Raw genomic sequence first — 25,842 nt, 5'->3', positions numbered from 1 at the left:
GGCGTGACGTTTGTCACCTCTTGACGAAACACTTCCAGGCACAGGCAGGCAGGATCGGGATATGAAACCTTCTCCATTGAAATACCATCGGCCGCGGTCGATCGAGGAGGCGTGCCGGATCCTGGCCGAGGTCGACGGCAAGGTACTCGCCGGCGGGCAGTCTCTGATTCCGATGCTGTCGATGCGCCTGGCCGCTCCTGGGAACCTGATCGACATCACCGGTATCGACGGTCTCGACGACATCACCGGGTCGACCGACTCGGGCGTCACGTTCGCGGCTCTGGCCACGCACGCGTCGCTCGCGTCGAACCGGGCTGCCGCCCGGACGCAGCCGTTGCTCGGACGGGCACTGCAGCTGGTGGCCCACGCGACCATCCGGAACCGTGGGACCACCGTCGGATCCATCGTCCATGCCGACCCGTCGGCCGAGATGCCTGCCGTCATCCGGTTGCTCGACGGTTCGGTGACGGTGCAGTCCGTCCGCGGACGCCGACAGATCGCGGCGAAGGATCTGTTCCTCGGGCCGTTGGAGTCCTCGCTCGAGACGGACGAGATCGCCATCGCCGCAACAGTTCCCGCTGCCCGGGTCGGAGAAGGAACGGCCATCGACGAGGTTGCGCGCCGCCACGGCGACTACGCGCTCGTCGGAGTGGCGGCCCGCGTCACCGTTGCCGAGAACGCGGTGCGCACCGCGCACGTCACCTATGTCTCCGCCGGAGAATTCGGCGAGGTCGTCGACTACACCGATGTCATCGGTGGGGCCGCCGTGTCCGACGCACGTGATCCGAAGTGGAACGCGTTGTCGGAGTACGCACGTCGACGCGTCGAGACCGAGTCCGATATTCATGCCACCGCGGCGTACCGATCCCAACTCGTCGCCGCACTGACCGCACGGGTGGTGATGGCCGCCGCAGTCGACGGCGCGTCGTCGAAGTCCGCTCACCCGCAGCACGCCGATTCCGGAGTGAACCACTGATGAAGACAACAGATATCGAACAGCAGTTGGACGATCTGATGGCGGAGACCGGTGAACAACACGTACAGGTGACGTTCACCCTCAACGCAACCAAGCAGACGATCGTCGTCCCGGCCCGCACTCTCGCGTCGGACGCCATCCGCCACGACCTTCGTCAGACCGGCACCCACGTCGGATGTGAGCACGGCGTGTGCGGCGCGTGCACCGTGCTTCTCGACGGCAAGCCCGTCCGGGCCTGCCTGATGCTCGCCGCCAGCCTCGAAGGCCAGACCGTCACCACGGTGGAGGGTCTCGTCGAGCCGGACGGCACTCTGCATCCCGTGCAGCAGGCCTTCAAGGACTGCCACGGTCTGCAGTGCGGTTTCTGCACACCGGGATTCGTCACGACGATCGCCGCGTTCCTCGAAGAGAACGACTCGCCGACGCAGGCGGAGGCCACCGAGGCCATCGCCGGCAACATCTGTCGGTGTACGGGCTATCAGAACATCAAGGCCTCGGTGCTGCGCGCTGCCGAGATCAAACGTGAGCGGGCGGGCGAGTTTCCGCTCGGTCCCGACGACGAGTCGAGTCGTGCCGCACTCGACCGCAAGGTACGCGGATCCACCAGTCCCGTCGGCGGACGGATGGGCCGAGCATGAGCACCACGCGCACGGCCCCGCCGCACACCCCCACCAACACCGCTCCCCTGTTCGGCCAGCCGCTGTCGCGGTCGGAGGACGAGCGCCTGCTCAGCGGCAAGGGCAAGTATCTCGACGATCTCGGTCACGGCGCGCTGATCGCCGCCTTCGTTCGCTCCCCACACGCCCATGCCCGCATCACCGCCATCGACATCGACGACGCCCTGGCCATGCCGGGTGTGCACGCGGTGTACACCTACGACGATCTCGAAGCGGACTCGGCCGAGATGGCCGAAGGGCTGCCGCTGCTGATCCCCCATCCGGCAATCGTGGCTCCACGCAACGGATTCCCGCTCGCCAAGGACGAGGTCAATCACGTCGGTGAGGCCATCGTCATGGTCATCGCAACGAACCGCTACGTGGCCGAAGACGCCTGCGCGGTCATCGACGTCCGCTACGACATCCTCGAACCGGTGGTCGGCATCGACACCGCGCGCGTCGCGGCTCGACGAGTACACGACGACGTTCCGGACAACGTGGCCGCGCACCTGCAGCACGGTTTCGGAGACATCGACGCCGAACTGGCCGCCGCACCACACCGCATCACCCTCGACCTGAATATCGAGCGTTCGGCGGCGATGCCGATGGAGGGCAAAGGCGTCTACGCGCGCTGGGACAGCGACGAAGAGACGCTGACCTTCTGGTCGTCCACGCAGACCTCCACGTCGGTGCGCGCGGCCGTCGCGGCGCGACTCGGCATGGCGATGAGCAAGATTCACTGCATCGCCCCGGATGTCGGTGGCGGCTTCGGCGTCAAGATCATGCACCCGTGGCCGGAGGAGGTGATGGTGACGTGGGCAGCCCGACAGCTCGGTCGAGCCGGTATCTCCAACGAGGTCAAGTGGGTCGAGGACCGCCGCGAGCACTTCATCTCGAGTGCGCACGAACGTGCACAGGTCCAAGAGGTCACGCTCGGTTTCGACGACGAGGGACGGCTGCTGGCGTTCGACTTCACCGTCTGGCACGACAACGGCGCATACCTGCCGTACGGCATCATCGTGCTGATCAACACTGCGACGCAGGTGCTCGGGCCCTACAAGCCGGTCTCGTTCCGCTGCAACGGTTATTCGCTGTACACCAACACCGTCATCGTCATTCCGTATCGAGGAGCAGGCCGCCCGCAGGGTGTGTTCGCGATGGAACGCTCGATGGACGCCATCGCCGCGTACCTCGGCAAGGACCGGCTCGAGGTCCGCGAGAAGAATCTGATCAGGCCCGAGGAGATGCCCTACGACTTCGGATTGATGTTCCAGGACGGTCGACCGTTGATCTACGACACCGGCGATTACCAGGCCGGCATCGACAAGCTCAAGGCCCTGATCGACTGGGACGGATTCCCCGAATACAAGAAGCAGGCAGCCGCGCAGGGCCGCACCGTCGGTATCGGTGTCGGTGCCTACGTCGAGGGCACCGGCCCCGGACCGTACGAGGGCGCGCACGTGCTCATCGAGAACTCGGGAAAGATCAAGGGCGCAACGGGGTTGACGACGCAGGGCCAGGGCCATCAGACGACGTTCGCGCAGATCGTCGCCGATGACCTGGGTGTCTCCATCGCGGACGTCGAGATCACCACCGGCGACACTCGTCGATTCGGTTATGCCGTCGGCACATTCGCCTCCCGTGGAGCGGTGATGTCCGGTTCGGCGTTCCACGTGGCCGCGCAGATGGTCGCCGAGAAAGCGAAGGTCATCGCCGGGCGTGCACTCGATCTCGACCCCGTCGAGCTCGAATTGCGCGGGGGCTACGTCTGCAAGATCGGCACCGAACCCGGAGCAGAGGGCACGTCAATCTCCCTCGGTGTTGTTGCCGTACTGTCCAATCCGCTGCGTTATGCCTTCGACAAAGAGTCGAGGCAGGCCACCGGATTCGCCAAGATGGACACCGACATGACGATCCCGCCGGTGCCGGAGGGCGAGCAGCCGGGCCTGGAAGCCACCGGTTACTACTCTCCCCCGCGCTCGACGTTCGCGTCGGGCATCCACGCGGCGATCGTCGAGACCGATCCGGTGACGGCCGAGATCCACGTCGAGCGCTACGCGGTGGTGCACGACTGCGGCAACGTCATCAACCCCCGCATTGTCGAGGGCCAGATTCACGGCGGCGTCGCCCAGGGAATCGGCGGCGCGTTGTACGAGAAGATCGCCTACGACGAGCACGGGCAACTCCTGAACGCCTCGTTCATGGACTTCCTGATGCCGTTCGTCACCGAAGTTCCCGAGACGATCGAGATGGACCACACCGTCACCCCGTCCGGGCTCAATCCGTTGGGCATGAAGGGTGCCGGCGAAGCCGGTGTCATCCCCACCAGCGCCGTCATCGCGGCCGCCGTCGAAGACGCCGAGGGCTTTTCGATCACCTCGATGCCTATTTCACCGTCCGACCTGTACGAGCTGCGGCTGACCCACGCGGTCGCTCAGACAACCGAGGAGATTTCATGAGAATCGCAGGAACCGCAACGCTGGCCGCACCTCCCGCCGAGGTGTACGACAGCATGCAGGACGGCCGGGTACTAGCCGCGACAATCCCCGGAGTGCAGTCGCTCGAGCAGTTGAGCGACGATCACTACAAGCTCTCGATCACCGCAGGCGTCGCAGCCATCAAAGGCACCTACGACGGTGAAGTTGTCCTCTCGCAACAGAATCGGCCCGAGTCGTTCGTCATGACCGCCTCCGGTGCCGGCGCACCGGGCACGGTGCGCGCCGATGTCACCATCAAGCTCGAGCCCACCGAGGGCGGCGGCACGATGCTCAGCTACGACGCCGACGCCGTGGTCGGCGGCATGGTCGGCGGGGTTGGTCAGCGCATGATCACCGGCGTCGCAAAGAAGATGGCCGGAGTGTTCTTCAACGGCCTCGACGGCGTCATCGCCAACGGGGTGCCGGAGGCCGCTGCTGCGCCCGCGGAGGTATCAGCCAGCGATTCCGGCACCACCCCCACTGCCCTGCCTGTCGCGGCCGGACGCGCTGTGAGTGCCGGTGCACCCGTCGCCGCGCAGTCCGTCCGCGGCACTCTGCTGGCCGCCGCAGCCGGCGCAGGCTTCGCACTGGCCGGAGTCGTGTTGGGCGGACTGCTCACTCGCTCGTCCTGTCACCGGTAGCTCCGCGCCGTCACGGCTCACGACAAAGGCCGCTCATCCCAACCATCGGGGGTGAGCGGCCTTTGTCGTTGCAAGTACTGCCAATTCGACGCCGGTGCAGGGCGCGCGAAGCTCAAATGCTCGGCCGGAGTTTGGCACCTTGTGCCAAAGATACTGAGACGCAGAACGGGTCGAATGTGAGTACACGTCAGGTACCCGCCGATCCGATCAACGGACGCGTGGCCTACGAACCATATCGAGGAGGAAGCGTGGAACCACGAAAGATTCGGGTCGGTATCGACACCGGTGGCACATTCACCGACGTCGTGGCAGTGGACGAGGAGTCGGGAGCCATGGTGACCACCAAGACTCCGTCGACTCCCAGTGATCCGGCCGAGGGATTCCTGACCGGCATCGACAAGGTACTCCGCCAGCTCGGGGTATCCGGCGATTCGCTCAGCGCCGTCAGCCATGGCACCACCGTCGCTACCAACAAGCTGCTCGAAGGCAAGGTGGAGAACCTGGGGTTCATCACCACCGAGGGCTACGAGCACGTACTCGAGATCGCGCGCCAGTCGGTACCCGACGGCTACGGCAACTCCTACTTCTGGGTCAAGCCCGATCGCATCGTGCCCGCACACCGCGTGCGCACCATCCGCGGCCGGCTCTCGTTCGACGGCAACGAGATCCGCCCCCTCAACGACGACGATGTGCGCGCGGCAGCAGCATTCTTCAAGGCCGAGGGCGTCAAGACGCTCGGCGTGTGCCTGGTGCACTCCTATGCCAACCCCGATCACGAGCAGCGCGTCCGCGACATCCTCCTCGAGGAATACCCCGAGGCGACAGTCTCCATCTCCACCGAGGTGCTGCGCGAGTACCGCGAATTCGAGCGCGCCATCACCACATTGGTCGACGCGGCCGTGAAGCCGAACATTCGCAGCTACGTCAACAACATCGCGAACCGGTTGCGGGAGTTCGCCACCGAATCCGGTGATGCACGCGACGTGCCGTTCTACGTCATGAAGTCCAACGGCGGCGTCCTCTCCGCCAAAGAGGTTGTGCACCAGCCCATCACCACCGTGCTGTCGGGACCAGCAGCCGGCGCGCTGGGTGCGGCCCTCGTGGCCAGCGCGGCAGGCGTCGAACAAGTGTTGACCTGCGACGGCGGCGGCACCTCCACCGACGTGACCGTCGTGGTCCGAGGCGAGCCCGCGCTGACCACCGAGGGACGCGTCGGCAACTACCCGTCGAAGATCCCGATGATCGACGTCGTCACCGTCGGCGCGGGCGGCGGCTCGATCGCCTGGATGACACCCGAGGGAACGCTGCGCGTCGGGCCACATTCGGCCGGTGCCGATCCCGGGCCCATGTGTTACGGAAACGGCGGCTCCGCTCCGACGATCACCGATGCCCACGTCCTGCTCGGCCGCATTCCTCCCCACCTGCTCGGCGGCGAGATCCCCCTCGATACCGACCTGGCACGCAAGGGGATCGAAGACCTCGCGCACCAGCTCTCGCTGGAGGTCGAAGCCTGCGGCACCGGCATCCTCGAGGTGTCGGCCTGGAACCAGGCCAATGCGCTGCGGCAGATCTCGGTCAAGCGTGGCCTCGACGTCCGCGACTTCACCCTCGTCACGTTCGGCGGCTCGGGCTCGTTGCTCGCCTGCCGCCTGGTGGACATCCTGGGTCTGAAAGATGTTCTGGTACCGCTCAATCCGGGCAACGTCTCGGCGTTCGGTCTGCTCACCGTCGATGTGCGCAACGACTACGTGCAGACGCATGTCAGCCGGCACGACCGTCTGCGCGTCGAGGATCTGGAATCGGAGCTGGCCGTACTGGCGTCGCGGGCCGACGAGGCCCTCGCCGGTGAGGGTTTCGCGGCCGAGGATCGTCGCTACGCACGCTCGGCCGATCTGCGCTACTTCGGTCAGGCCTTCGAGGTTCGGGTGCCGATCGCCGACGGCGAGATCACTCAGGCCACCATCGATCAGGCCGCCGAAGCGTTCCACGAAGCACACCGCGAGCTGTACGGCTATGACTTCCGCGGAGATCAGAGCCAATTCGTCGAGTGGGTGAACCTGCGCGTCAGCGGCATCGGACCCATCAAGCGCCCGGTGCTGTCCGAGATCGCCGAGGGCAGCGGAGCCGAGAGTGCCCGCACCGGAACGCGTCAGGCCTACTTCGACGGCTGGCACGAAACCGCGATCTACAGCCGCGCCGATCTCGGTGCCGGTGACACGATCACCGGCCCGGCCGTCATCGAAGAATTCAGCTCCACCGTGCCGATCGATCCGGGCTTCTCCGCTCGCATCGACACGTTCGGCAACGTCCGCATCACCCGCACTCTCGACTCGAACGGAGCGAACTGATGACCGTCATCGACATGGTGAACAACAAGCCCTACCGGCTCTCTCCGGTCGACGCGCCTGCGCCTGATCCCGTTCTCGTCGAGATCGTGGCCGGCTACCTCGCAAGCGTCGAAATGGAGGTGGAGACGGCCATTTCGCGAACGTCGCGGTCACCGATGATCCGCGATGCCCACGATTTCCGCGCCGGAATCCACGACCGGAACCTGCGCAAGCTGACGGGCCGCTCCTACTCCGCGCTGGTACATCCGGTAGCTCGCGACTTCCCGCTCGAGACGATGAAGCCGGGTGACGTCTACTTCCACAACGACGTCTATCTCTCCGAGGGTGGCATCGGCCACCTCCCCGATCTCTGCGTCACGGTGCCGGTGTTCGCGACCAAGCCCGGCGACACCGAGCCGTCGGTCGTTGCCTTCGTGCAGGCGTTCGGCCACCACGACGACATCGGCGGCTGCTGCCCCGGTTCCATGCCGTCCGGTGCCACCACCGTGTACGAAGAGGGCCTGATGGTTCCGCCGATCAAGCTGTGGGATCAGGGTGTACCCAACCAGGCTGCGTTGACGATCATGACGCGCAATTCCCGCATGCCCGACGCGTTGGCCGCCGATCTCGACGCCGAATGCTCCGCGTGCCTGATGGGTGCTCGGCGGATGACGGAGCTGTACGAGCGCTACGGCGTCGACACCGTCGAGGCGTGCTTCGACTCGATGATGGATGCCACCACCGAAATCTACCGCCGCGAGATCCTCAGCAAGATCCCCAAGGGCGAGTACACCTGGGAGGACTACGCCGAGCACGATGGCGTCGACGAGCCCATGTTGCACGTTCAGCGCATCACGTTGACCAAGACCGGCCCAGAGGACGAGCGCGGCGAGCGGCTCATCCTCGACTTCACCGGCACCGGGCCACAGGCCAAGGGCCCGATCAACCACTGCGGTGATTATGCCGACGGCAACTTCCTGGCCAAATGGCTTGCGCCGGTGCTCCGCAACCTCGCGGACTCCCCCGAGCGCATGGCCGAGCTCGACGTCAACGAGGGCGTCATCCCGCTGATCGAGATGAAGTTCCCGGAGAAGGGCACGCTCATCACCCCGATCTTCCCGGCCCCGACCAACGCTCGTACGTTCGTCATCCTGCGCCTGCTCGGTGTGCTCGCCGGTGTCGTGGCAAAGGCCGTGGACGGGAACATGCCTGCCGATCAGGAAACCATTCGCTACACGGGCGTGTACGGCGACGACTTCGACGGCAACTCGTACCTCATGCGTGAGGTGCTCGGCGGCGGCTCCGGTGGTCGGCATTACGCGGACGGTGAGGACACTATTCACGTTGTGCCCGATTCGCGGAACCTGCCCACCGAGTTCACCGAGAGCCGTTTCCCGTTCATCGTCGAAAAGCTGGGCCTGGCCAAGGATTCGGGCGGTGCCGGACGCTACCGCGGCGGCCTCGGTTACGAGAAGCACATCCGGATGCTCAAGGATGCGCACTTCATGTCCATCGCCGACCGTTCGATTCTCGCGTGCTGGGGAGTCAAGGGCGGCAAGGCCGGCGGATCGTTCTCGGTGACGCTGAATCCGGGTCAGCCCAACGAGCGTGAGTTCGACGCGTTGACCGATGCCGAGCCGATCCTGGCGGGCGACACCATCCGTATCCGCACGACGGGTGGCGGCGGCTGGGGCGATCCCCTGGAACGTCCTATCGAGTCGGTGGAGCAGGACGTGCTGTGGGGCAAAGTCTCTCGCGAGTTTGCGGCCAAGGACTACGGCGTCGTCATTGCCGAGGACACGGCGACCGCGGATGTGGAGGCATCGGAGAAGCTGCGTGCAGAGATGCGCAATGCGCGCGGCCTCGATGAGCCGTTCTTCGATCGTGGACCGGGATACGAGCAGCTTTCCGGTGGTGCGAAGTTCGCCGAGTACGACTTCATCGATCGCTGAGATCACCTGATGAATCTCGACGTTTCCCGTGGCACCGATATCGCGATCGTCGGTGCCACGGGTAAGACCGGACGAGCCGTCGCAGCTGCACTCGACGGTGTGGCGGTGGTACGGCGGCTGAGTCGTTCTGCGCCGGACTTTCCGGTGGACCTGGAGACCGGCGATGGACTGGTCGAGGCATTCACCGGGTGCCGCGGAGTGTATTTCATTGCCCCCAATGTGCATCCGGACGAGCCGGCTCTACTCGTGCGGGCGCTGGACGCGGCGGCGTCGGCAGGGGTCGACCACGTCGTGTATCACTCGGTGGCCTGGCCTTACAGCCCGCGGATGCCGCACCACATGGACAAGGCACGCTGCGAGGAAGAGCTACGTGCTTTCAGTTCGGAGCGGGGCTTGCACTGGACCATCCTGCAGCCCTGCGCCTATGCACAGAACTTCGAGGCGGTTCTGGACGGGACTGCTGCCGATCTTGCGGTGCCCTACAGCCTGGACACCACGTTCTCGTTCATCAGCCTCGACGATGTGGCCGAGATAGCAGCTCGGGTCCTCATCGAGGGACCCGAACTGCACCATGGGGCGGCGTACGAGCTCGGTGGGCCGGAAGCGCTGAGCGTCCGGGACGTGGTTCGTCTGGTCGAGGTGGCCACCGGTCGTGTGGTCGCCTCGAAGTCCTCGAGTGTCGACGAATGGATGAGGCTGCACAGCGACTCGATGTCCGCCGATGAGCAGCATCGACTCGGGGCAATGTTCGAGTTCTACGACGACCGAGACTTTCTGGCCGGGAGTGCCGTCACCGCAACCCTGTTGGGCCGGGAGCCGACGCCGGTGCGTGCGTTGATCGGATAACGGTCGGGCTTGAAGAGATCCGCCCAGGAGGGTACCCCTGCCTTCAACTACGCACCGTGTACCCGATGACGAGGTCGGTCAACATCTTTCGCAGTCGTTCCTTGTTCTTAGGTGCGACGGGATCGAATTGAAACAACCACTCGAATGTGTACTGGTTCGATATGCGAAAAAAACTGAAGCTCGTGATCGTGAAGTGAAGGTCGACAGCGTCGATACCTTCCTTGAACACTTTAAGATCACGGCCGCGCTGCAGAATCCCGGCTAAAAGCTCCAGCGCGGGGCCTGCCAGCTCGCTTCGCTCCCCTGATTGCCCTAAATACGCGGCCTTGTGCGTGTTCTCGCTAGCCATCAAGCGAACAAAATCCGGGTTCTTCTCGTGGTAGTCGAAGGTCAACTCGACTACCCGCCGCAGTGCATCCACCGGCTCGAGCTCATCGACGTGGACCCGCTGTTCCTCGGCGCGAATGTTGACAATCGCTCCTTCGAGCACCGATCGGTACAACCCTTGCTTGTCTCCGAAGTAGTAATAGATCATCTTCTTCGTCGTCTTCGTACGCAGAGCGATGTCATCCATCCTGGCACCGGTGAATCCCTTGGCTGCAAATTCAGCCGTTGCCACGGTGAGAATGTTGCCGCGCACATCACCGCCGCGGGCTCCTCGGCGGCTTCCGATTTCGGACGCTGTCGACATCTGGCCAATCCCCTCATGCTCGAAAACACTTGTTATACCGCACAGTGAATCACAGCTGGACCCACATCGATGCAGTTTGGATTCCAATGGTCACCTCGCCCTCCCGCCGCGCGTCCCACTTGGCATCGAGCAATTCAGTTTCGGCATAGGTCCAGCTGAGAGAGGCGCTAACGTTGGCGTTCGATGTGTCTATCGACTTTGGACACGTTTGACCCCTGGACGTGTCCTCGATCACGTTGTACGGTTCGGCAAGTTCACCAAACAGTGAAATGGTGTTCGACCCAACGCGTCGAGACTTGACCGCTCGGTCGTTGCCTACCGAGCCCGACCGACAACAGACTTCGATACCCCACAGGATGGATGGCCATGACAGCATCTGAGATGCAGACCAGTCCCGTCGCCACCGAGCCGCCGGAAAAGCCACCGATGCCCGACGGCACCGTCAGACGAAAGAAATGGCCACGTCGCGACTCGCTTCTGACCGGCACCAAGGCCATCGTGGGCATTCTCGGCCTACTGGGCCTATGGGAGTTGGCCGTGGTGATCACTCGGCCACCCGAGTACATTCTCGTGGGCCCACTTGCGGCCTTCGCCGAACTGTTCGACCGCTTCGACTACTTCACCACCAACGCCTGGGTCACGGTTGGAGAAGCATTGGCCGGCTTCGTCGGCGGAACCCTCCTGGGCGTCATCTGTGGCGCGCTTCTCCACTACTCGCCGACCATCCGAACGTTTCTGTATCCAGCGCTGGTCACGATCGATACGATCCCCAAAGTTGCTCTCGCCCCGCTGTTCATCGTGTGGTTCGGTTTCGGTTTCGAGTCGAAGGCGTTCGTTGCCATGGCAATTGCCTTCTTCCCACTAGTAATCAATACCTTCGACGGCCTCAGCACGGTTCCACACGAGTTGAAGGAGTTGGCCCGTATCAACAGGGCGTCGACGTGGAAGCGACTGACCAAGATCGAATTCATCTACGCCCTGCCATCTATCTTCTCCGGGGCCAAGATTTCCATCTCGCTGGCGGTAGGCGGTGCCGTCGTCGGAGAGTTCATTGCCGGGTCGAAGGGACTCGGCTACGTCATCATGCTTGCCAACAGTCAGGTCGATCTGGCCGCGATGTTCGCTGCGTTCTTCGTGCTGGCCGCTATTGCCCTGGTGCTCTTCTTCATCGTCGATTTCACAGGCAAGAAGCTCATGCCATGGAAGTCCCACGCGAAATGATCTGTCGACTTGGAGATGACCATGCGTAAGACACATGCAGCACGAGTTCTGATTGCGACAGTCTTTCTTCTTCCCCTCGCCGCCTGCGGCGGAACGAACTCCGAGAATTCGATGTCGCTTATGGTTGATGTGGGCTACCTACCCAAACACGCACCTTTTTTCGCCGCTGTCGACCGTGGCTTCTTCGCCGAGGAAGGCCTCAATGTCACCGTCATGCCCGGCTCCGGTTCAGGCAACACCGTCGCCGCCGTGGACACCGGCAAGGTGGACGCAGGGTGGGCCGACTTCGGTGTCACAGTACTGAACCAGGGGCGCGGCGCTCAGGTCACGCAAGTAGACCTGCTTCAGGCTCGCTCTGCCTACGCGGTAGTAGCCATGTCGGACGGCGATATTCACGACTGGAGTGACCTGCCGGGCAAGACCATCGCCACCGAGGGTGCCGGGGCCATGACCGCAATGTGGCCCTACGCGCTGAGCAAGTTGGGCCTTGCCGATCAGGACGTGGACGTCATTCACGCCGCCAGCAGCGCCAAGATTCCCGGATTGCTCTCGGGCCAGTGGGATGCCAACTTGGCGCTGTCTGTATCCGACGGACCGGCGATCGACGCCCTCGGCAAAACACCGGTGGTACTGAAGTGGTCGGATCTTGGGATCGATCTGTACGGAAACGGCATCATCTTCTCGAACGAGCAGCTGAAGACCAACCCCGACAAGGTCGTGAAATTCAACCGAGCAATGCAGCGGGCGTATCTATGGTCGTGCGACAACCCCGAAGATGCCGCGGAGTCGTTCCACAAAGAAGTCCAAGGATACGAAACCAGCACCGTGGTGCTCGCGCTCGACGAGCAGTGCGCGCTCAACAATCGCGTCGGGGAGGAGTCCGAACCGTTCGGACTCATGACCGACGAGGGCGTCCAACAAATGATCGACGTATCGCGTGATTTCCTCGGGCTCGACCCGAACTCGACTCTCACACCCGATCAGGTTTACAGCAACGACTACATCGACCCGATCTCCGCCGAGATTATCTCCGCGCCATGATCGTCTACTCGCCTGGGAGCGAATCATGAACAGCCGCAATGCAGTAGAAGTCAACAACGTCGGAGTCTCCTTCAAATCTCGCGACGGTGAAACGAACGACGTCCTAAGGGGGGTCGATTTCGACGTCGAGAGCGGTCAGTTCGTATCCATCGTCGGACAGTCCGGCAGTGGGAAGACGACGCTACTCAAGACCATTTCGGGTTTGCAGGCAACCACCGAGGGCGATGTCCTGATCAAAGGTGCGCCGATTGCCGCGGGCATCGAGGAGATCGGCATGGTGTTCCAAAGTCCTGTGCTTTTGCCGTGGCGCAACAATCTCGATAACGTCCTGCTACCGCTCGAGTTTCGTGGCACCCGTGACAACAAATCGAAGGCTCGCGCACTCGAGCTGTTGGATATGGTCGGTTTGAAGGACAAGGCCAAACGGTACTCATACGAACTTTCGGGCGGCATGCAACAGCGCGTCGCGATCTGTAGGGCCTTGGTCTCCGATCCGGAATTGCTACTCATGGACGAGCCGTTCGGAGCGCTCGATGCGATGACTCGCGACACCATGAACTTCGAGATTCAACGCATCTGGCAGAAGGCTCAGTGCAGTGTCGTGTTCGTTACACACAGTATTTCCGAGGCCGTCTGGCTGGGTGATCGAGTGGTCGTGGTGGGTGATCGTCCGGGACGGATCATCGCCGACATCACCATCGATATCCCTCGACCACGCGGCAAGGAACACCGCTACTCCCCCACCTTCGCCGACTACGTCAGCGAAGTCGAATCGCACATCGGGGTCACCGCTGGAATTAGCTGACCCTGCACATCCGCTCTACGACTGGAGTTCTCATGCTGCGGCTATCCGCAAATCTCGACACACTGGCCAGTGATTTCGATCTGTATCCGCACCGAAGCCTGCTGTTCACCGCTATACGTCTGGACTCGCACCCCCTCGTGCGGCCCTTGATCGCAACTGGCGAGCGCACCGAACCGACCCTGCTGGTACGCCAACAAGAACAGGGCAACGTTCTGTCCGCCGGGGTGGACCCCGAGCGTATACGGTTCTATGCCCCGTGGGTCACGATCGACCCACGCCCCATCGCCGGGGTCGACGTGGCCGAAACCTTGACATCCCTGATCGACGAACTGAGCGAGGGTGAGCCGGTACTGCTCGACGCAGACGTCGTCTACAGCCACCAACTGACGCTCGCAGACAAGCTCACGGTCGTAACCGAACCCACCGCACCGAATCGTGTTTCTGTGCAGGCAATTCCGGCGTCGACGGTCATGACACAATTCGCGCGGTGGCGCGTACGCGGTGCACAGAGCGCCGCTGAGCTGATTGCAGACGTACCCCATCTTCAAGGGTTGACGGACGAGTTCGTCACCTCCGATGCCCGCTTCACCGGTCTCGAAGCTGTTGCTGCCGAACGCGACATCGATGCGCTGGTATTACTCGCACCGCCGAACTTCTCCGAGGTCACCGGTAAACCCGGCAACGGCGACATTGCAGTGTGGATGCCAGGTGACGAGCAGGTCTACGTCATTAGACTCGCCGTTGCCGACGCAGGTTCCTATGGCGACACGGTCGGTGACTACTCATCGCTCGGCGAAGCTGTTTCGACGCTAGTTCCCGGCAAACGGATCGGTATCGAAGAGGAATTCATGTCCGTCGGTATCGCCGGTCAACTGATCGATGCGGGCCTCGACCTCGTTCCGACGTCGAACGATCTCGCACATTGGCGCGACATTCGCGATCACGAGGATCTACCCTTTCAGATAATTGCGGCCAGAACGAGCGTATACGCGATCGAGGAAGCGCTGAACTGGGCTAAGGGGGCGATCGACGCTGGTGTCGAGTTCACCGAACTGGACATCCACCGCCGCTATCTCGAATACATCGACAAGTTCAAGAAAGACAATGACATCGAGTTCGAGGTGAAACCGTACTTCACCAACCTGCATTCATCGAACCGCATGCTTTTCCCGGGTCCGCCCGTCGATTTCCCGATCGACTCCGACACCAGATGCATTCAACTCGACGCAGGAGTGCAGGTGACCATCGACGGCGTTGTGGTCGCGACATCCGACATGGCTCGTTCGCTCCCCCGCACACCCGCGGCCAAGGAAGCATACGAATTCTTCTTCACCGTCGTCAGGCAAGGAATCATCGGCCAGTTGCGCCCCGGCGTCGTCTGCGAAGACGTACACGAGGAGGCACTTCGGTTCCTCGCTCCTCACCTGCCCCGGATGATCGAAATTGGGATGCTCGGAGAGGACACGGATTTCGATGCCATCTATCGAGGCCGTAACGTCGGGCATCTGATGGGCAAGCAAGAGTCGTTCGCCAACGAACTTCGTCCGGGATACAAGCACGCACTCGATGTCGGCTCGTACGGAGCCGCCGAAATACCCTGGCGCTACGGGGGCGTCGCAATCGGCACCGAGGATCTGTGGTTCATCGGACGGAACCGAACGTACATTCTCACCCAGCGCGACCTGGTTGCATCATGACCTATACCACTACCGAAAACGCGAAGTCGCGTTTGGCGACGCGCAACTTGACGCTCCCGGACCTCGGTGCTCCGGCGTACTCCTACGACGCGTGGACCCGGCACGACGACGTTCTCTACATGTCCGGACAGATCTCACGCACGCCGAACGGGGAAGTTCTCGATGGGCGAGCCGGTGTGGACGCCACCACGGCGGACGCTGCTGCTGCAGCAGAAGTCGCAGCGCTGAATCTGCTTGCCAGGATCGAACAGGCCGTCGGCCTCGACAATGTCGAGCAGATCCTGAAGCTGAACGTGTGGATCGCAAGCGGACCCGACTACACCGATCAACCAGTCGTCGCGGAAACCGCATCGCAGTTGCTGATCGACGTATTGGGCAGAGCTGGACGCCATGCGAGAACAACTTTGCCGACACACGTATTGCCCAAGAACGCGCTGGTCGAACTCGAAGCCGTTGTTGCAGTAAAGAAGTAGCGACTAGTTCCAGGCGATGTCGAGAACGGTCACTGTGCTTTCGGCACCGGAGGGGAGCGAGTACGTGCGTACGTCACGCACTCGACTCCCGTCCAAGGCAGCGCCCAAAGGTGAAGCGGTCGAGCAGCTTCGGTCGCTGCTCTCCATCGCGTGTTCGACCAGCACGAAGGTGTCCACGTCCTTCTCGTCACCATCGAACATGACGGTGACAGCAGATCCGGGGCCGGCGATATCGCGGTCGATGGTTATCGATGCGTCCGATTCTGCGATGCGGCTCTTCACTTCTGCGATCGTGCGATCGATGCGCTGCAGCTCGGCGCGAGCGCGGTGGTACGCGTCGTTGTTGTCGAGGTCACCCGAAGCACGTTGCACCAGAACGTTGTTGAAAGCCATCACTCGGCTCTCCAGTAGCTCCGGCAGTTGTTGCTCACGGGGTGCGGGTGTGTCGAACGGCAGGTGATCGATAGTGGTCACGGTTTCTCCTGTGTGACTGGGGTTGTGAGAGTGCTCGAGCAGCACGTCATTGCGCGATGCACGGACGCAGAACTGCGCCCGCCGATTCGAGATGACTATTCGATGACCGCTGTTTCTCGATGCGCCGACGGAGGGGCTTTACCGAGCGCGATCAGAACGGCCGGTGGTCGAAAGAGGTGGCGCTGCAATCGGGTCCAGGACGGAGTCGAGGGACCGAGGATCGAACGAGGTGACGAAAGCGCGAACGCTACCGCACCTCTGCTCCATCGGGGATCACAGCGACACACCTTCTTTCGGTTCGAGCTCGTGCAGCCGACTGTAGCCGAAAGAAAATAAAAAGCCAGTCGGTGATGAGGCCGGTGCTTCAGACGATGCCGAGAGCGATCATCGCGTCGGCGACTTTGATGAAACCGGCGATATTCGCGCCGTGGACGTAGTCGCCCGGCTTGCCGTACTCCTCGGCGGTCGCGATGGTTCGGTGATGGATTCCGTGCATGATCGCGGCGAGGCGTTCGTCGGTGTACTCGAAACTCCACGAGTCACGAGATGCGTTCTGCTGCATCTCGAGAGCGGAGGTAGCCACTCCTCCGGCATTGGCCGCCTTGCCAGGTGCGAACGCGACTGAGGCGTCGCGGAAGATCTGGACGGCCTCCGGTGTGGTCGGCATGTTGGCCCCTTCGGCCACCACCTTCACGCCGTTGGAGACGAGGACTTTCGCCGCGTCGGCATCGAGTTCGTTCTGCGTGGCCGAGGGCATTGCTACCTGGCACGGCACATCCCAGATCGAGCCGTTCTCGATGAACGATGCTCCGTCGACGGTCTCGCAATACGCGCTGATGCGTTCGCGTCGCACCTCTTTGATGTCTTTGAGCAGTTCGAGGTCGATGCCGTTGGGGTCGACGATGTAGCCCGAGGAATCCGAGCATGCGATCACCGTGCCGCCGAGTTGATGCACCTTCTCGATCGCGTAGATGGCGACGTTTCCGGACCCGGACACGACGACGGTCTTGCCATCCAGTGAGGTGCCGAGCGTCTCGAGCATGTCTGCGACGAAATAGGCGACGCCGTAGCCGGTGGCTTCCCGGCGTACCTGCGAACCACCCCACGAGGTGCCTTTGCCGGTCAGCACGCCGGATTCGTAGGAGTTGGTCAGACGCTTGTATTGCCCGAAGAGATAACCGATTTCGCGGCCACCGACGCCGATGTCGCCGGCGGGCACATCGGTGTACTCGCCGATGTGGCGGTGCAGCTCGGTCATGAAGGACTGGCAGAACCGCATGACCTCGGCTTCGGATCGGCCCTTGGGGTCGAAGTCGGAGCCGCCCTTGCCGCCGCCGATGGGGAGCCCGGTCAGTGCGTTCTTGAAGATCTGCTCGAAACCCAGGAACTTGACGATGCCCAGGTTGACGCTGGAGTGGAACCGCAATCCACCCTTGTACGGCCCCAGGGCGCTGTTGTACTGCACTCGGAAGCCACGGTTGACGTGCACTGCGCCGGCGTCGTCCATCCACGGAACACGGAAGATGATCTGACGCTCCGGCTCACACAAACGCTCGATCAACCCGCCGTCGGCGTAACCCGGACTGCGATCGACCACCACTCGAAGCGAGTCGAACACCTCGGTCACCGCTTGATGGAACTCGGGCTCCCCCGCGTTCCGCGCGCGAACTTGCTGGTAGATCGTCTCGATCTGGTCTCGCGTCGACACTCGTGCGTCTCCTATGTGAGGAATGTGAAATAAGACCGTAACAATGACGGACGCGAGATGGGCACACAGGTTGGGGACTCACAGGACCGGATCCACGACGTTCCCGATCGAGTGGGGTCAGCTTCCGCAGCGCGATGTACGCGCGAATGCGGCCTGCGGGTCAACACCTGTCTGCATACGCCACGCCGTCAGAGCGAGTCCCAGACCGGCCAGGTGCGTCGGATCATCGAGCGAGGTGCCCAGGAGCGTGTCGAGTCGCGACAACCGGGCGTAGAGAGACTGTCGCCTGATGCCCAGTCCGATCGCGGTCTGGGCTTTACTACCGCCGTTCGCCACGAAGGCATCGAGGGTTCGCACGAGATCGGCAGAGTGTTCGGTGTCGAAGGCGATCACGTCACCGAGCTGTTCGGTGACGAACTCCGTGATCATGGCCGGTACGCACGCGCCCAGCAACCGTTGAACACCGACATCGCGAGCGCACAGAACACCGGTGCGAGTTCCGAAGCGCCGCGCGATCTGGACCACCTCACGCGCTCGGCCGATCGCATCGGAGATGTGAGACAACCCGAGGACCGGAGCCGACGCACCGATCGTGCGCAATGCTGAACCATGAGATCCGCCGCGGAGCAGAGCCTCGATCTCGTTGAACGCGGAGCGAACTCGCGCAGGCGACGGCTGCACCCAGCCCTGCGCGAGCACGACGACGTGGTTCGCAGCCACCCCGACCAAACACCGCCCGAGGACGGACTCGACCGCCTCTCGAACCGGAATCAACAGCTCGCGCGCCGGAGTTCGTTGATCGACGTCGACGGCGGCCACCAGAACATGGTGGCCTTCGGTGGGTGCCCAACCGGCTGCGCCGAGGCGCTCGACCAGGTCACCGTGTGAGGTCGACGTGCCTCCCACGAGATCGGTGATCACGGCCTGTGCACGGGACTGCCGGGGACCGAGGCCTGGATGTCGACCGAGTTCCAGAGCTACCGCCACGGCCGCACAGTGACCGATGGCCGAGCGCCGTGCAGTGGTCCGTCCGGCCAGCACGAGCCGACCGAGCGAGCCCGCGGGTCCGCGCACGTCGAGGACCGTGTTTTCATCGGCCGATCGCGGCGCAGCGGTAGCGTTGTGTTCGACGACGCGGCCCTCCGCGTCGATCAGATCGACGCCACAGCCGGCCAGCCGTGCGATCGCGTCGAGTAGGGCAGTCATACCCTGCCCCGCCACGACGAGGTCCATGAGCTGATGCCAGACCGGCTCGCCGGTGCGCTGCATTCCGAGCCGGCGCCTCATCACGAGGTCGTGGAAGTCCTCGACCATCCGCTCGAAGGGGACGATCGTGTGCAGCGTCAGGAATGCCACCCCTCGGCGACGCGCGGCCTCGACCAATTCCGGCGGTGCCACGAGAAATGAGCGCCCGACTTCCATTGCGAGAGCGGCACATCCCGCGTCGGCCAGTTGGTCGACGTAGGCGGTCAGCTGCTGGGCCGATCGTCCCTGGAGGCCGAGTCCGGTGGTCAACAACAGCTCTCCGCCCGACAGCAAGCCGCCCATCTCGTAGACCTCGGACGAATGCACCCAGCGGACGACCACGGTGTCGGGTGAGCCCGTGAGTACCTCGACAGCAGCCGCTTCGAAGGACGGCAGCGCCAGAACGTTTCGCAGAGTCGGCAGCATTCGTTCATGCTCCGCCGACGGGACACAGTGCTCCAGATCGACTATTGCTCGAGTGACACGTTGTCCCTTGGCAATCTGTGCGAGGCCTGGTCGACTGATGGCACGCATCACCCTCACCGTTCGTAGACGATTCAGGAGGACCCCTTGACCGATCCCGCGCACACCGACGAGTACTTCCTCGGACTTGCAATCGAACAGGCACAGATCGGCTGGGAGGAAGGCGGCGTTCCCATCGGCGCGGCACTCGTGCACGACGGCGAAGTACTTGCGGTGGGACGGAACCGGCGCGTGCAGATGGACAGCGCAATTCGTCATGGCGAAACCGACTGCATCGAGCGAGCGGGGCGGCTGCCGGCTTCGGTGTACCGCAAGTCCGTCCTCTACACCACCCTGTCCCCGTGTTTCATGTGTGCGGGAACCGCATTGCTGTACGAAATTCCGCGAATCGTGATCGGCGAGAACCGCTCCTTCGAGATGTCGGAGAGTCTGTTGCGCGAGCATGGGGTACAGCTCGACGTCGTCGACGACCCCGCCTGTCTGCAGCTCATGGAACGCATGTTGGCGGAGCGCCCGGGCCTGTGGCTCGAAGACATCGGCGAGGAGGCATGAGCAACCGAGCCGATCACGAGTCCACCGGACAGAAGGCCGACGAACCGGTAGACCTGGACTACCCCGTCACGCCCGTGCCCCGCAGTGCCCGCAAGCCGTTCTTCTCGTTGGCCATCGTGCTGCTGGGCTTCACCATCTTCACTCCGACAATGCTGGCCGGCGCTGCACTCGGCACGGCGTTCAGTTTCTGGACCCTCATCCTGGTGATCGTCGCCGGCTCGGCGATTCTGGGCGCGTACGTGGCCATGATGGGATTTGCCGGTGCACGTACGGGTTTGACGACCGTGCTCATGGCGCGTTACAGCTTCGGCACCCGTGGATCCAAGCTCGCGTCGTTGCTCCTCGGTGGTACGCAAATCGGTTGGTATGGCGTCATCATCGGCACCATCGGTGAGCTCACCTCGCAGGCTTTGGGCTGGGAGTCCTATGCCGCGCGGGCGGCCGTCATGATCGGTGCGAGCATCCTCATGTGCATCACCGCGTGCTACGGATACCGCGGGATGTACTGGGTCTCGGTCGTGTCGACGCCGTTGATCATCGCGCTGGCATGTTGGGTGGTCTCCCGCTCTCTCGACGAGGTCGGTGGGTTCGCCGGTCTGACGTCGATCGCACCCACGACGACCATGACGGTCACGCTCGCCATCACGACGGTCGTCGGCACTTTCGTCTCCGCGGGGACCCAGGCACCCAACTGGACTCGGTTCGCGCGATCCGGGTCGCAAGCGGCGTGGGCGTGCATCATCGGGTTCCTTCTCGGCAACGGAATGATGATTCTGTTCGGGGCGATCGGAGCGATCACCTTCGGTGAGGGCGACTTCGTTCTGGTTCTTTACAACCTGGGACTCGTCGGCTGGGGCCTGATCCTGCTGTTCGGCAACCTGTGGAAAAGCAACGCCGACACCGCATATGCCTTCGGAGTTGCGGGCGCAGAGATGTTCCGGCATCCGCGCAAGGCACCGTTCATCATCGGCGGCTGCGTCATCGGGACCCTGCTCGCGCTCGTCGGCGTGCACAACCATCTCGTCGACTACCTGAGCCTGCTCGGCACTTTCATTCCCCCGTTGGGCGGTGTACTCATCGGGGACTTCCTGTGCCGCTGGCGTCAGGGCATCCCTGAAGGACACACTCCCCCGCTCGTGCATTGCCGACATCTCGCGGTCTACGCCTTTGCCGCATTCCTCGCATGGTTGTCCGGGGAACTTGAATTCGGAATTCCGCCCTTGATCGGCATCATCGTCGCCATCGCACTGACGATGGTTCTGCATCGACGCGGCGCTGCGTCAGCAGATGGCTCCCTGGCCGCTTAGGGTTGTCGACACGACTGTCAACCCCGACGCCAGTGTTGGTCGAAAGAGGTGGCCGAAGCCGATGATCATCACCGGGCTGTTCTTCGCGGAGTACGCGCGAGTCAGCGAAGACATGCTCGACATCCTCGGCGGCGTCTGGGATACCTGCACCGTCCCTCGCGACACCCGCATGCTTGAATGCCGTCTGGTCGCGCTGCTACAGACAGGACCGGACGACATCGGTAAGGACTTTCCCGCGACGCTCGAAGTGCTCGACGCCACGGGCGAACACATCGTGAATCAGCGGGGCCTGCAGATCCCCGGTGCCGGCTTCACCGGCGAGAATCGATTCTGGTTCCTGCCGATGCAGATGGTCTTCCGCAACGAAGGACGACACAATTTCATCCTCAGCGCCGGTGGGGCCACAGCGAGCGTCGGGCTTCGCATCGCTTTCGGATGACACCCAGAGCCACCGGATACATACCCGCCGACAACAGTTGATGTACTCGATGGCGTTGACCGTCCGTTTTCCGATTTCGGAATCGACACTGTTTCGGTTGCCGGGTCGGCGCATGTCCGCGCTTTCGCCTGCAAGCACTCTGCGTAACTGACTTTCACCCAGGAAAGTTCTGAGTCTTAGAAAAGTAAGCACCCCTTCCAACGTCGAGCGGTAAGCTTCAACGGCTGACTGAGCCCCACACGGCCCGCACTAGACTTACACACCAACGACAGATTTGCCCTTACATAGATGGAGCACGGAAGTTGACTCTAATTGCGATATGGATCCGACGAAATTCGACATTGGAAGAATTAGTGATTGCGGCCGATTCACGCATTAGCGGCGGCGAAAGCTGGGACAGTTGCCCGAAAATTGTTCCACTGCCGCATCCGGGAACCGCAATGATCATGTCAGGAGACGCGGAGGAGGCCTACGCCTTTTTGATCCACGCCATCAATACGTGCCACTTGCTCGATGGACACATCGCCGGGCGGACGGACATACGATATTTAGCGAGGGAACTGAAGCGGGTCTATAACGACAATAGGGAACATGTAACCGATCTTCCGATCGGCGACAGAAAACACACTCCCCAAATTAAGGTAGCGCTTGCCGGCTGGTCCTGGCGCAGAAGCAGGTTTGAGCTCTACACTTTTCAATATAGTCCAGAGGGATCCCTGTCCATGACAGAAGTAAAGGCTATTTCGACTGAATCTGGATTCCGCTGCACCTTCGTGGGTGACGCTGAGAAAGAAGCCAAGGCAGAACTGAGAATTCTTCTGAGCCGCGGGCAAAGCGCGGGCCTGCTGCCGCTACCGATGCGAGGACACCCTTTCGAAGAATCTATGCAACGTCGGATGTACTTCGATTGGGAACCCCTTGAAGTTCTACTCAAACTAATTGCGTCGAAGACAGCAAGGACGGTCGGAGGTGCGCCGCAAGTTGCACGAATATATCAGAATATCCAAGTCGAACAGTTTATCTGGAGAGACGACGCCGGCCGGCTATCCTTCGGCGGACGGCCACTACTTAGTGACGAGAGGTCCGAGAGACGCATTCTGTCTGCCACAAAAGAGGCCGATGGACTGAGAGTATCACCTGAATTTACAAATCTAAGCATACAAGCAACCCATGCGGCAGCCCAAAATGCGAAACCTCAAAAATCCAGCTAACGCAAAGTAGAGAAAATTTCCTCCAACATATTGCCGAAGAGTTGGCAGTGCATTCCCCTCAGCACCACCAAGAATGCAGACATGTCAAATTCGGTTTAGAGCTACTCCCAACATTAAAATCTCCCGCCCCTTAGCGCGGCACCGCCGACACATGGACGCTGTTCAACACCCAGATCGTGCGCCACGCGCCAAGGCCATGAGGCCGTCACCCAAGTCCATTCCGCAATCACAGAGCCTCAATAACTCTAGAGCTACTCGGCATACGGAAGCCAAGTTACATGGAGGGTCGAAGAACGAAGACACTGCCGCCTCCTCACCTGCCTCGTCACAGAGACGCCGCGGGCGCTGATGGCCACGGTCCCGGACCCGTGACAGTGCTCGGTCGGGTGGCGGTCCGACAGGTGCAAGTGGCCCCCGTAGCTTGGAGAGAACCATGCGACGCTGGTGGTGTCCGCGGCTACGTCCAACGGAGTCGTACAGACGTTGTAGGCTCGTCAGGTGCCGGAAGCGGTGGTGTAGGTAGAACGGTTGCGAGCCACCCGGTTGGGGCTACCGAGTCGTGAACAGTGCCGGGCGGTCAGGAAGATACGAGGAGCGGCGTGAGGAAATCCCTGAGGGTTGTATCGTTGTTCACTGGCGCAGGTGGGCTTGACCTCGGCTTTGAGAGAGCAGGTTGTGAGACTCTGGTAGCGGTCGACAATGACTACGAATCCTGCAAGACACTCCGATATAACCGGCCACAGTGGGATGTATTCGAGGGCGATATCCGCGACTACAAGCCGAAGCACTCTAACGTTGACATTGTTATTGGAGGCCCGCCCTGCCAAGGGTTTAGCAGCGCAGGCAAGGGCGACCCAACCGATCCAAGAAACTTTCTATGGCGAGAATATTTCCGCGTTGTTGCTGCCGTAAAGCCCCGGGCAATCGTAATCGAGAACGTCTCAGGACTTCAGCACAGGCGCAATGGCGATCATTTATCCGGAATACTGTCCGCCCTTGAGGACCACGGCTACAACTTCGCGATGGGTGTATTGAACGCGGCTGACTACGGTGTACCACAGGCCAGACGCCGCCTGTTTGTTATTGGGCTTAAAGACGGCGATCCATCGCTGCCAGTTCCGTCCACAAAGGACCACCGGAAGACAGTTAGGGACGCGATCGCCGACCTGGAAGGTTTGGAAGACCAAGAATTCAACCATGTACCCCCATCACACGCCCGCCACGTTGCTGAGCGGTGGGACAATCTAGCACCCGGCGAAACAGACCCCAACTATCGTCGAGCACGACTCGACTACGACAAACCGTCGCATACCATCCGGGCAGGAGGGGGATACGGCCCAAACGGTAATCATTTGGCTGGCTTTCATCCACCCATTCACCCAACCCTACCGCGACAACTAACGGTACGCGAAGCTGCACGGATTCAGTCCTTCCCTGACGACTGGATACTGCAGGGATCTAAAACGGCCCAGGGTCGGCAAATTGGAAATGCTGTTCCCGTACTTCTGGCCGAAGCGGTGGCAAGACACGTTGTTTCTCTACTCACGCCAGCACCCAAAAAGTCCACCCGGGCGAGAAAAAGGCCGGCTATACCCGCTCTGTAAGACGACATGTAGCCTCGCTAATAGCTAAATCTTCTTCAATATTTCTTGCTCGAACGCACCACCAGGCGGAAGATTCTGCGGAGTGATGAATGCGAGGCTCATGTCACTGGTAGAGATCGTAGTGTCAGGGAGCCGCCTAAGCGGGACGACCGCGCCGGGCAATGAAGCCGCCTCGATGTCGTGGCGGTAGCGCATAAATGTGATGCTGCCGGGCTGTTTCGGTATCTGCCGGAGTCGATCTTCTCCGCCTAAGCGGAGAACGAGGCGTCGGTAGACAGATTCTGGTGTGGCGAAGTAGATCCCTGTCTTGCAAAATCGTTCCGCTTGCAGCATTAAACCTTTAATGATGAGCTGGGGAAGTATTCTCTTATTGACGTTCTCCCAGTTCATTCCAATGTTTGACGAGACAATCTCACGGTCATCATGTAGGGCATCCAGGCTCACTTTATAACTACCCGTGGTATCGATCGTCTGAACCTCGACTGGAACAAATGAAACTAATTCACCAGTTTCATCAACTGCGACGACAGTGAAATCTACCGAATATCGGGCACCTCCTTTTATCGCCGCAGGTAGGCGTATTTCAGCTGCCCAGCCTTGGCCAAACGCGCCCGCTCTAAACTTTCCGTGCTCAGATCTAGCAGTCTTGAGGTCGCTCCCCGGAAGTAGGTTGGGCAATCCATCAGGCGCAAGAATCAGATCAAGACCGGAGAACGCCTCCTTCGCAATTTCGCGCAAAAACTCGTGGCCCCGAAAGTACAAACGTTTTGGGCATACCGGCACGATTTCTTGGCTCTGATGGAGCTTTACCGAGCATACCCCTCCTGTTTTCGTGCAAGGACCATCAACAAACGGGCACCGTTTCGCATCGGCAGACTCCCGCGCAAGAACTGAGCGGTCCGCCGCGCGAAACCCAAACCATTCGTAAATTTCTCCAGCCATGCAACTAGCCTAGTTCATCCGGTTGTTACACCCTGGCATTGGAGTTGCATACCTCGTAGGCCTTTTGGCACACG

At 61.8% G+C, this 25,842-nt stretch carries 22 protein-coding genes; 17 read left to right on the top strand and 5 right to left on the bottom strand.

The genetic code is table 11. The features are described 5' to 3' along the window. The first annotated feature begins 61 nt into the window (after nt 1–61). From AB0P23_RS18355 to AB0P23_RS18325, 7 genes are all read left to right on the top strand, one after another. Nucleotides 62–976: an FAD binding domain-containing protein gene (locus AB0P23_RS18355; RefSeq protein ID WP_363798685.1), complete on the top strand. Its 915-nt coding sequence runs from the start codon at nt 62–64 to the stop codon at nt 974–976. Beyond that, a complete protein-coding gene (locus AB0P23_RS18350) occupies nt 976–1,614 on the top strand; it encodes a (2Fe-2S)-binding protein (RefSeq protein ID WP_032384874.1) in 639 nt (212 codons plus the stop codon). The genes AB0P23_RS18355 and AB0P23_RS18350 overlap by 1 nt, the downstream gene beginning before the upstream one ends. Then, nucleotides 1,611–4,091, top strand: coding sequence for an aerobic carbon-monoxide dehydrogenase large subunit (gene cutA / locus AB0P23_RS18345; protein ID WP_363798683.1), 2,481 nt, complete (start codon nt 1,611–1,613; stop codon nt 4,089–4,091). The genes AB0P23_RS18350 and cutA overlap by 4 nt, the downstream gene beginning before the upstream one ends. Continuing rightward, nucleotides 4,088–4,750: a carbon monoxide dehydrogenase subunit G gene (locus AB0P23_RS18340; RefSeq protein ID WP_032384873.1), complete on the top strand. Its 663-nt coding sequence runs from the start codon at nt 4,088–4,090 to the stop codon at nt 4,748–4,750. The genes cutA and AB0P23_RS18340 overlap by 4 nt, the downstream gene beginning before the upstream one ends. Before the next feature lie 248 nt (nt 4,751–4,998). Then, nucleotides 4,999–7,098: a hydantoinase/oxoprolinase family protein gene (locus tag AB0P23_RS18335; RefSeq protein WP_027497755.1), complete on the top strand. Its 2,100-nt coding sequence runs from the start codon at nt 4,999–5,001 to the stop codon at nt 7,096–7,098. 14 nt (nt 7,099–7,112) lie between these two features. Continuing rightward, nucleotides 7,113–9,029: a hydantoinase B/oxoprolinase family protein gene (locus AB0P23_RS18330; RefSeq protein WP_363798734.1), complete on the top strand. Its 1,917-nt coding sequence runs from the start codon at nt 7,113–7,115 to the stop codon at nt 9,027–9,029. 9 nt (nt 9,030–9,038) lie between these two features. Next, entirely contained in the window at nt 9,039–9,875 is an 837-nt protein-coding gene (locus AB0P23_RS18325) for an NmrA family NAD(P)-binding protein (protein ID WP_363798681.1), read from the top strand. Between the two features lie 43 nt (nt 9,876–9,918). Here the strand turns inward: AB0P23_RS18325 and AB0P23_RS18320 are convergent, their stop codons facing one another. Then, entirely contained in the window at nt 9,919–10,566 is a 648-nt protein-coding gene (locus tag AB0P23_RS18320) for a TetR family transcriptional regulator (protein WP_094643674.1), read from the bottom strand. A 366-nt stretch (nt 10,567–10,932) separates the two neighbouring features. Here AB0P23_RS18320 and AB0P23_RS18315 point away from each other — a divergent pair, with 366 nt between their 5' ends. From AB0P23_RS18315 to AB0P23_RS18295, 5 genes are read left to right on the top strand one after another with little or no spacing between them, the layout of a single operon-like run. Next, complete coding sequence (locus AB0P23_RS18315) at nt 10,933–11,787, top strand: ABC transporter permease (protein ID WP_255032359.1); 855 nt, start codon at nt 10,933–10,935, stop codon at nt 11,785–11,787. A gap of 21 nt (nt 11,788–11,808) precedes the next feature. Further along, nucleotides 11,809–12,828, top strand: a complete 1,020-nt coding sequence (locus AB0P23_RS18310; protein WP_094643767.1) for an ABC transporter substrate-binding protein — start codon at nt 11,809–11,811, stop codon at nt 12,826–12,828. Between the two features lie 25 nt (nt 12,829–12,853). Then, complete coding sequence (locus AB0P23_RS18305) at nt 12,854–13,633, top strand: ABC transporter ATP-binding protein (RefSeq protein ID WP_094643677.1); 780 nt, start codon at nt 12,854–12,856, stop codon at nt 13,631–13,633. 32 nt (nt 13,634–13,665) lie between these two features. Beyond that, on the top strand, nt 13,666–15,330 hold the full coding sequence (locus tag AB0P23_RS18300; protein WP_363798678.1) for a M24 family metallopeptidase: 1,665 nt from the start codon (nt 13,666–13,668) through the stop codon (nt 15,328–15,330). After that, a complete protein-coding gene (locus tag AB0P23_RS18295) occupies nt 15,327–15,803 on the top strand; it encodes a RidA family protein (RefSeq protein ID WP_094643679.1) in 477 nt (158 codons plus the stop codon). The genes AB0P23_RS18300 and AB0P23_RS18295 overlap by 4 nt, the downstream gene beginning before the upstream one ends. Nucleotides 15,804–15,806: 3 nt before the next feature. On the opposite strand, the gene AB0P23_RS18290 is transcribed toward AB0P23_RS18295, so the two are convergent. From AB0P23_RS18290 to AB0P23_RS18280, 3 genes are all read right to left on the bottom strand, one after another. Continuing rightward, the gene (locus tag AB0P23_RS18290) at nt 15,807–16,277 is read right to left on the bottom strand and encodes a GreA/GreB family elongation factor (RefSeq protein ID WP_363798676.1); all 471 of its coding nucleotides are present in this window, start codon (nt 16,275–16,277) and stop codon (nt 15,807–15,809) included. A gap of 364 nt (nt 16,278–16,641) precedes the next feature. After that, nucleotides 16,642–17,985 (bottom strand): NADP-specific glutamate dehydrogenase, encoded by a 1,344-nt coding sequence (gdhA, locus tag AB0P23_RS18285; RefSeq protein ID WP_363798674.1) that lies wholly within the window; start codon nt 17,983–17,985, stop codon nt 16,642–16,644. Between the two features lie 117 nt (nt 17,986–18,102). After that, complete coding sequence (locus AB0P23_RS18280) at nt 18,103–19,656, bottom strand: PucR family transcriptional regulator ligand-binding domain-containing protein (protein ID WP_283550884.1); 1,554 nt, start codon at nt 19,654–19,656, stop codon at nt 18,103–18,105. A 144-nt stretch (nt 19,657–19,800) separates the two neighbouring features. Here AB0P23_RS18280 and AB0P23_RS18275 point away from each other — a divergent pair, with 144 nt between their 5' ends. The 5 genes from AB0P23_RS18275 to AB0P23_RS18255 all read left to right on the top strand — a co-directional run bounded on the left by AB0P23_RS18275 (nt 19,801) and on the right by AB0P23_RS18255 (nt 24,826). After that, nucleotides 19,801–20,265 carry a nucleoside deaminase gene (locus AB0P23_RS18275; RefSeq protein ID WP_032368971.1) on the top strand — a complete coding sequence of 155 codons (465 nt, stop codon included), beginning with the start codon at nt 19,801–19,803 and terminating at the stop codon, nt 20,263–20,265. Then, nucleotides 20,262–21,572: a cytosine permease gene (gene codB, locus AB0P23_RS18270; RefSeq protein ID WP_283550883.1), complete on the top strand. Its 1,311-nt coding sequence runs from the start codon at nt 20,262–20,264 to the stop codon at nt 21,570–21,572. The genes AB0P23_RS18275 and codB overlap by 4 nt, the downstream gene beginning before the upstream one ends. A 61-nt stretch (nt 21,573–21,633) precedes the next feature. Continuing rightward, nucleotides 21,634–22,011, top strand: coding sequence for a hypothetical protein (locus tag AB0P23_RS18265; protein WP_063216776.1), 378 nt, complete (start codon nt 21,634–21,636; stop codon nt 22,009–22,011). A gap of 341 nt (nt 22,012–22,352) precedes the next feature. Then, entirely contained in the window at nt 22,353–23,222 is an 870-nt protein-coding gene (locus AB0P23_RS18260) for a hypothetical protein (protein WP_283550882.1), read from the top strand. Nucleotides 23,223–23,788: 566 nt separating this feature from the next. Further along, nucleotides 23,789–24,826, top strand: a complete 1,038-nt coding sequence (locus AB0P23_RS18255) for a DNA cytosine methyltransferase (protein WP_363798670.1) — start codon at nt 23,789–23,791, stop codon at nt 24,824–24,826. 24 nt (nt 24,827–24,850) lie between these two features. Here the strand turns inward: AB0P23_RS18255 and AB0P23_RS18250 are convergent, their stop codons facing one another. Then, nucleotides 24,851–25,768, bottom strand: coding sequence for a NotI family restriction endonuclease (locus AB0P23_RS18250; RefSeq protein ID WP_283550881.1), 918 nt, complete (start codon nt 25,766–25,768; stop codon nt 24,851–24,853). Nucleotides 25,769–25,842 lie beyond the last annotated feature (74 nt).

The organism is Rhodococcus sp. NPDC077669 (assembly GCF_040686915.1).
GTDB lineage: Bacteria > Actinomycetota > Actinomycetes > Mycobacteriales > Mycobacteriaceae > Rhodococcoides > Rhodococcoides fascians.
The sequence above is the reverse complement of the archived record's forward strand: the minus strand, read 5'-3'. Positions and strand labels throughout refer to the sequence as shown.

Coding starts and splice junctions, on each gene's coding strand:
- AB0P23_RS18355 (WP_363798685.1), top strand. CDS start 62: ATGAAACCTTCTCCATTGAAATACCATCGGCCGCGGTCGATCGAGGAG.
- AB0P23_RS18325 (WP_363798681.1), top strand. CDS start 9,039: ATGAATCTCGACGTTTCCCGTGGCACCGATATCGCGATCGTCGGTGCC.
- AB0P23_RS18315 (WP_255032359.1), top strand. CDS start 10,933: ATGACAGCATCTGAGATGCAGACCAGTCCCGTCGCCACCGAGCCGCCG.
- AB0P23_RS18340 (WP_032384873.1), top strand. CDS start 4,088: ATGAGAATCGCAGGAACCGCAACGCTGGCCGCACCTCCCGCCGAGGTG.
- AB0P23_RS18320 (WP_094643674.1), bottom strand. CDS start 10,566: ATGTCGACAGCGTCCGAAATCGGAAGCCGCCGAGGAGCCCGCGGCGGT.
- AB0P23_RS18265 (WP_063216776.1), top strand. CDS start 21,634: ATGATCATCACCGGGCTGTTCTTCGCGGAGTACGCGCGAGTCAGCGAA.
- AB0P23_RS18300 (WP_363798678.1), top strand. CDS start 13,666: ATGCTGCGGCTATCCGCAAATCTCGACACACTGGCCAGTGATTTCGAT.
- codB (WP_283550883.1), top strand. CDS start 20,262: ATGAGCAACCGAGCCGATCACGAGTCCACCGGACAGAAGGCCGACGAA.
- AB0P23_RS18305 (WP_094643677.1), top strand. CDS start 12,854: ATGAACAGCCGCAATGCAGTAGAAGTCAACAACGTCGGAGTCTCCTTC.
- AB0P23_RS18330 (WP_363798734.1), top strand. CDS start 7,113: ATGGTGAACAACAAGCCCTACCGGCTCTCTCCGGTCGACGCGCCTGCG.
- AB0P23_RS18280 (WP_283550884.1), bottom strand. CDS start 19,656: ATGCTGCCGACTCTGCGAAACGTTCTGGCGCTGCCGTCCTTCGAAGCG.
- cutA (WP_363798683.1), top strand. CDS start 1,611: ATGAGCACCACGCGCACGGCCCCGCCGCACACCCCCACCAACACCGCT.
- AB0P23_RS18295 (WP_094643679.1), top strand. CDS start 15,327: ATGACCTATACCACTACCGAAAACGCGAAGTCGCGTTTGGCGACGCGC.
- AB0P23_RS18350 (WP_032384874.1), top strand. CDS start 976: ATGAAGACAACAGATATCGAACAGCAGTTGGACGATCTGATGGCGGAG.
- AB0P23_RS18310 (WP_094643767.1), top strand. CDS start 11,809: ATGCGTAAGACACATGCAGCACGAGTTCTGATTGCGACAGTCTTTCTT.
- AB0P23_RS18250 (WP_283550881.1), bottom strand. CDS start 25,768: ATGGCTGGAGAAATTTACGAATGGTTTGGGTTTCGCGCGGCGGACCGC.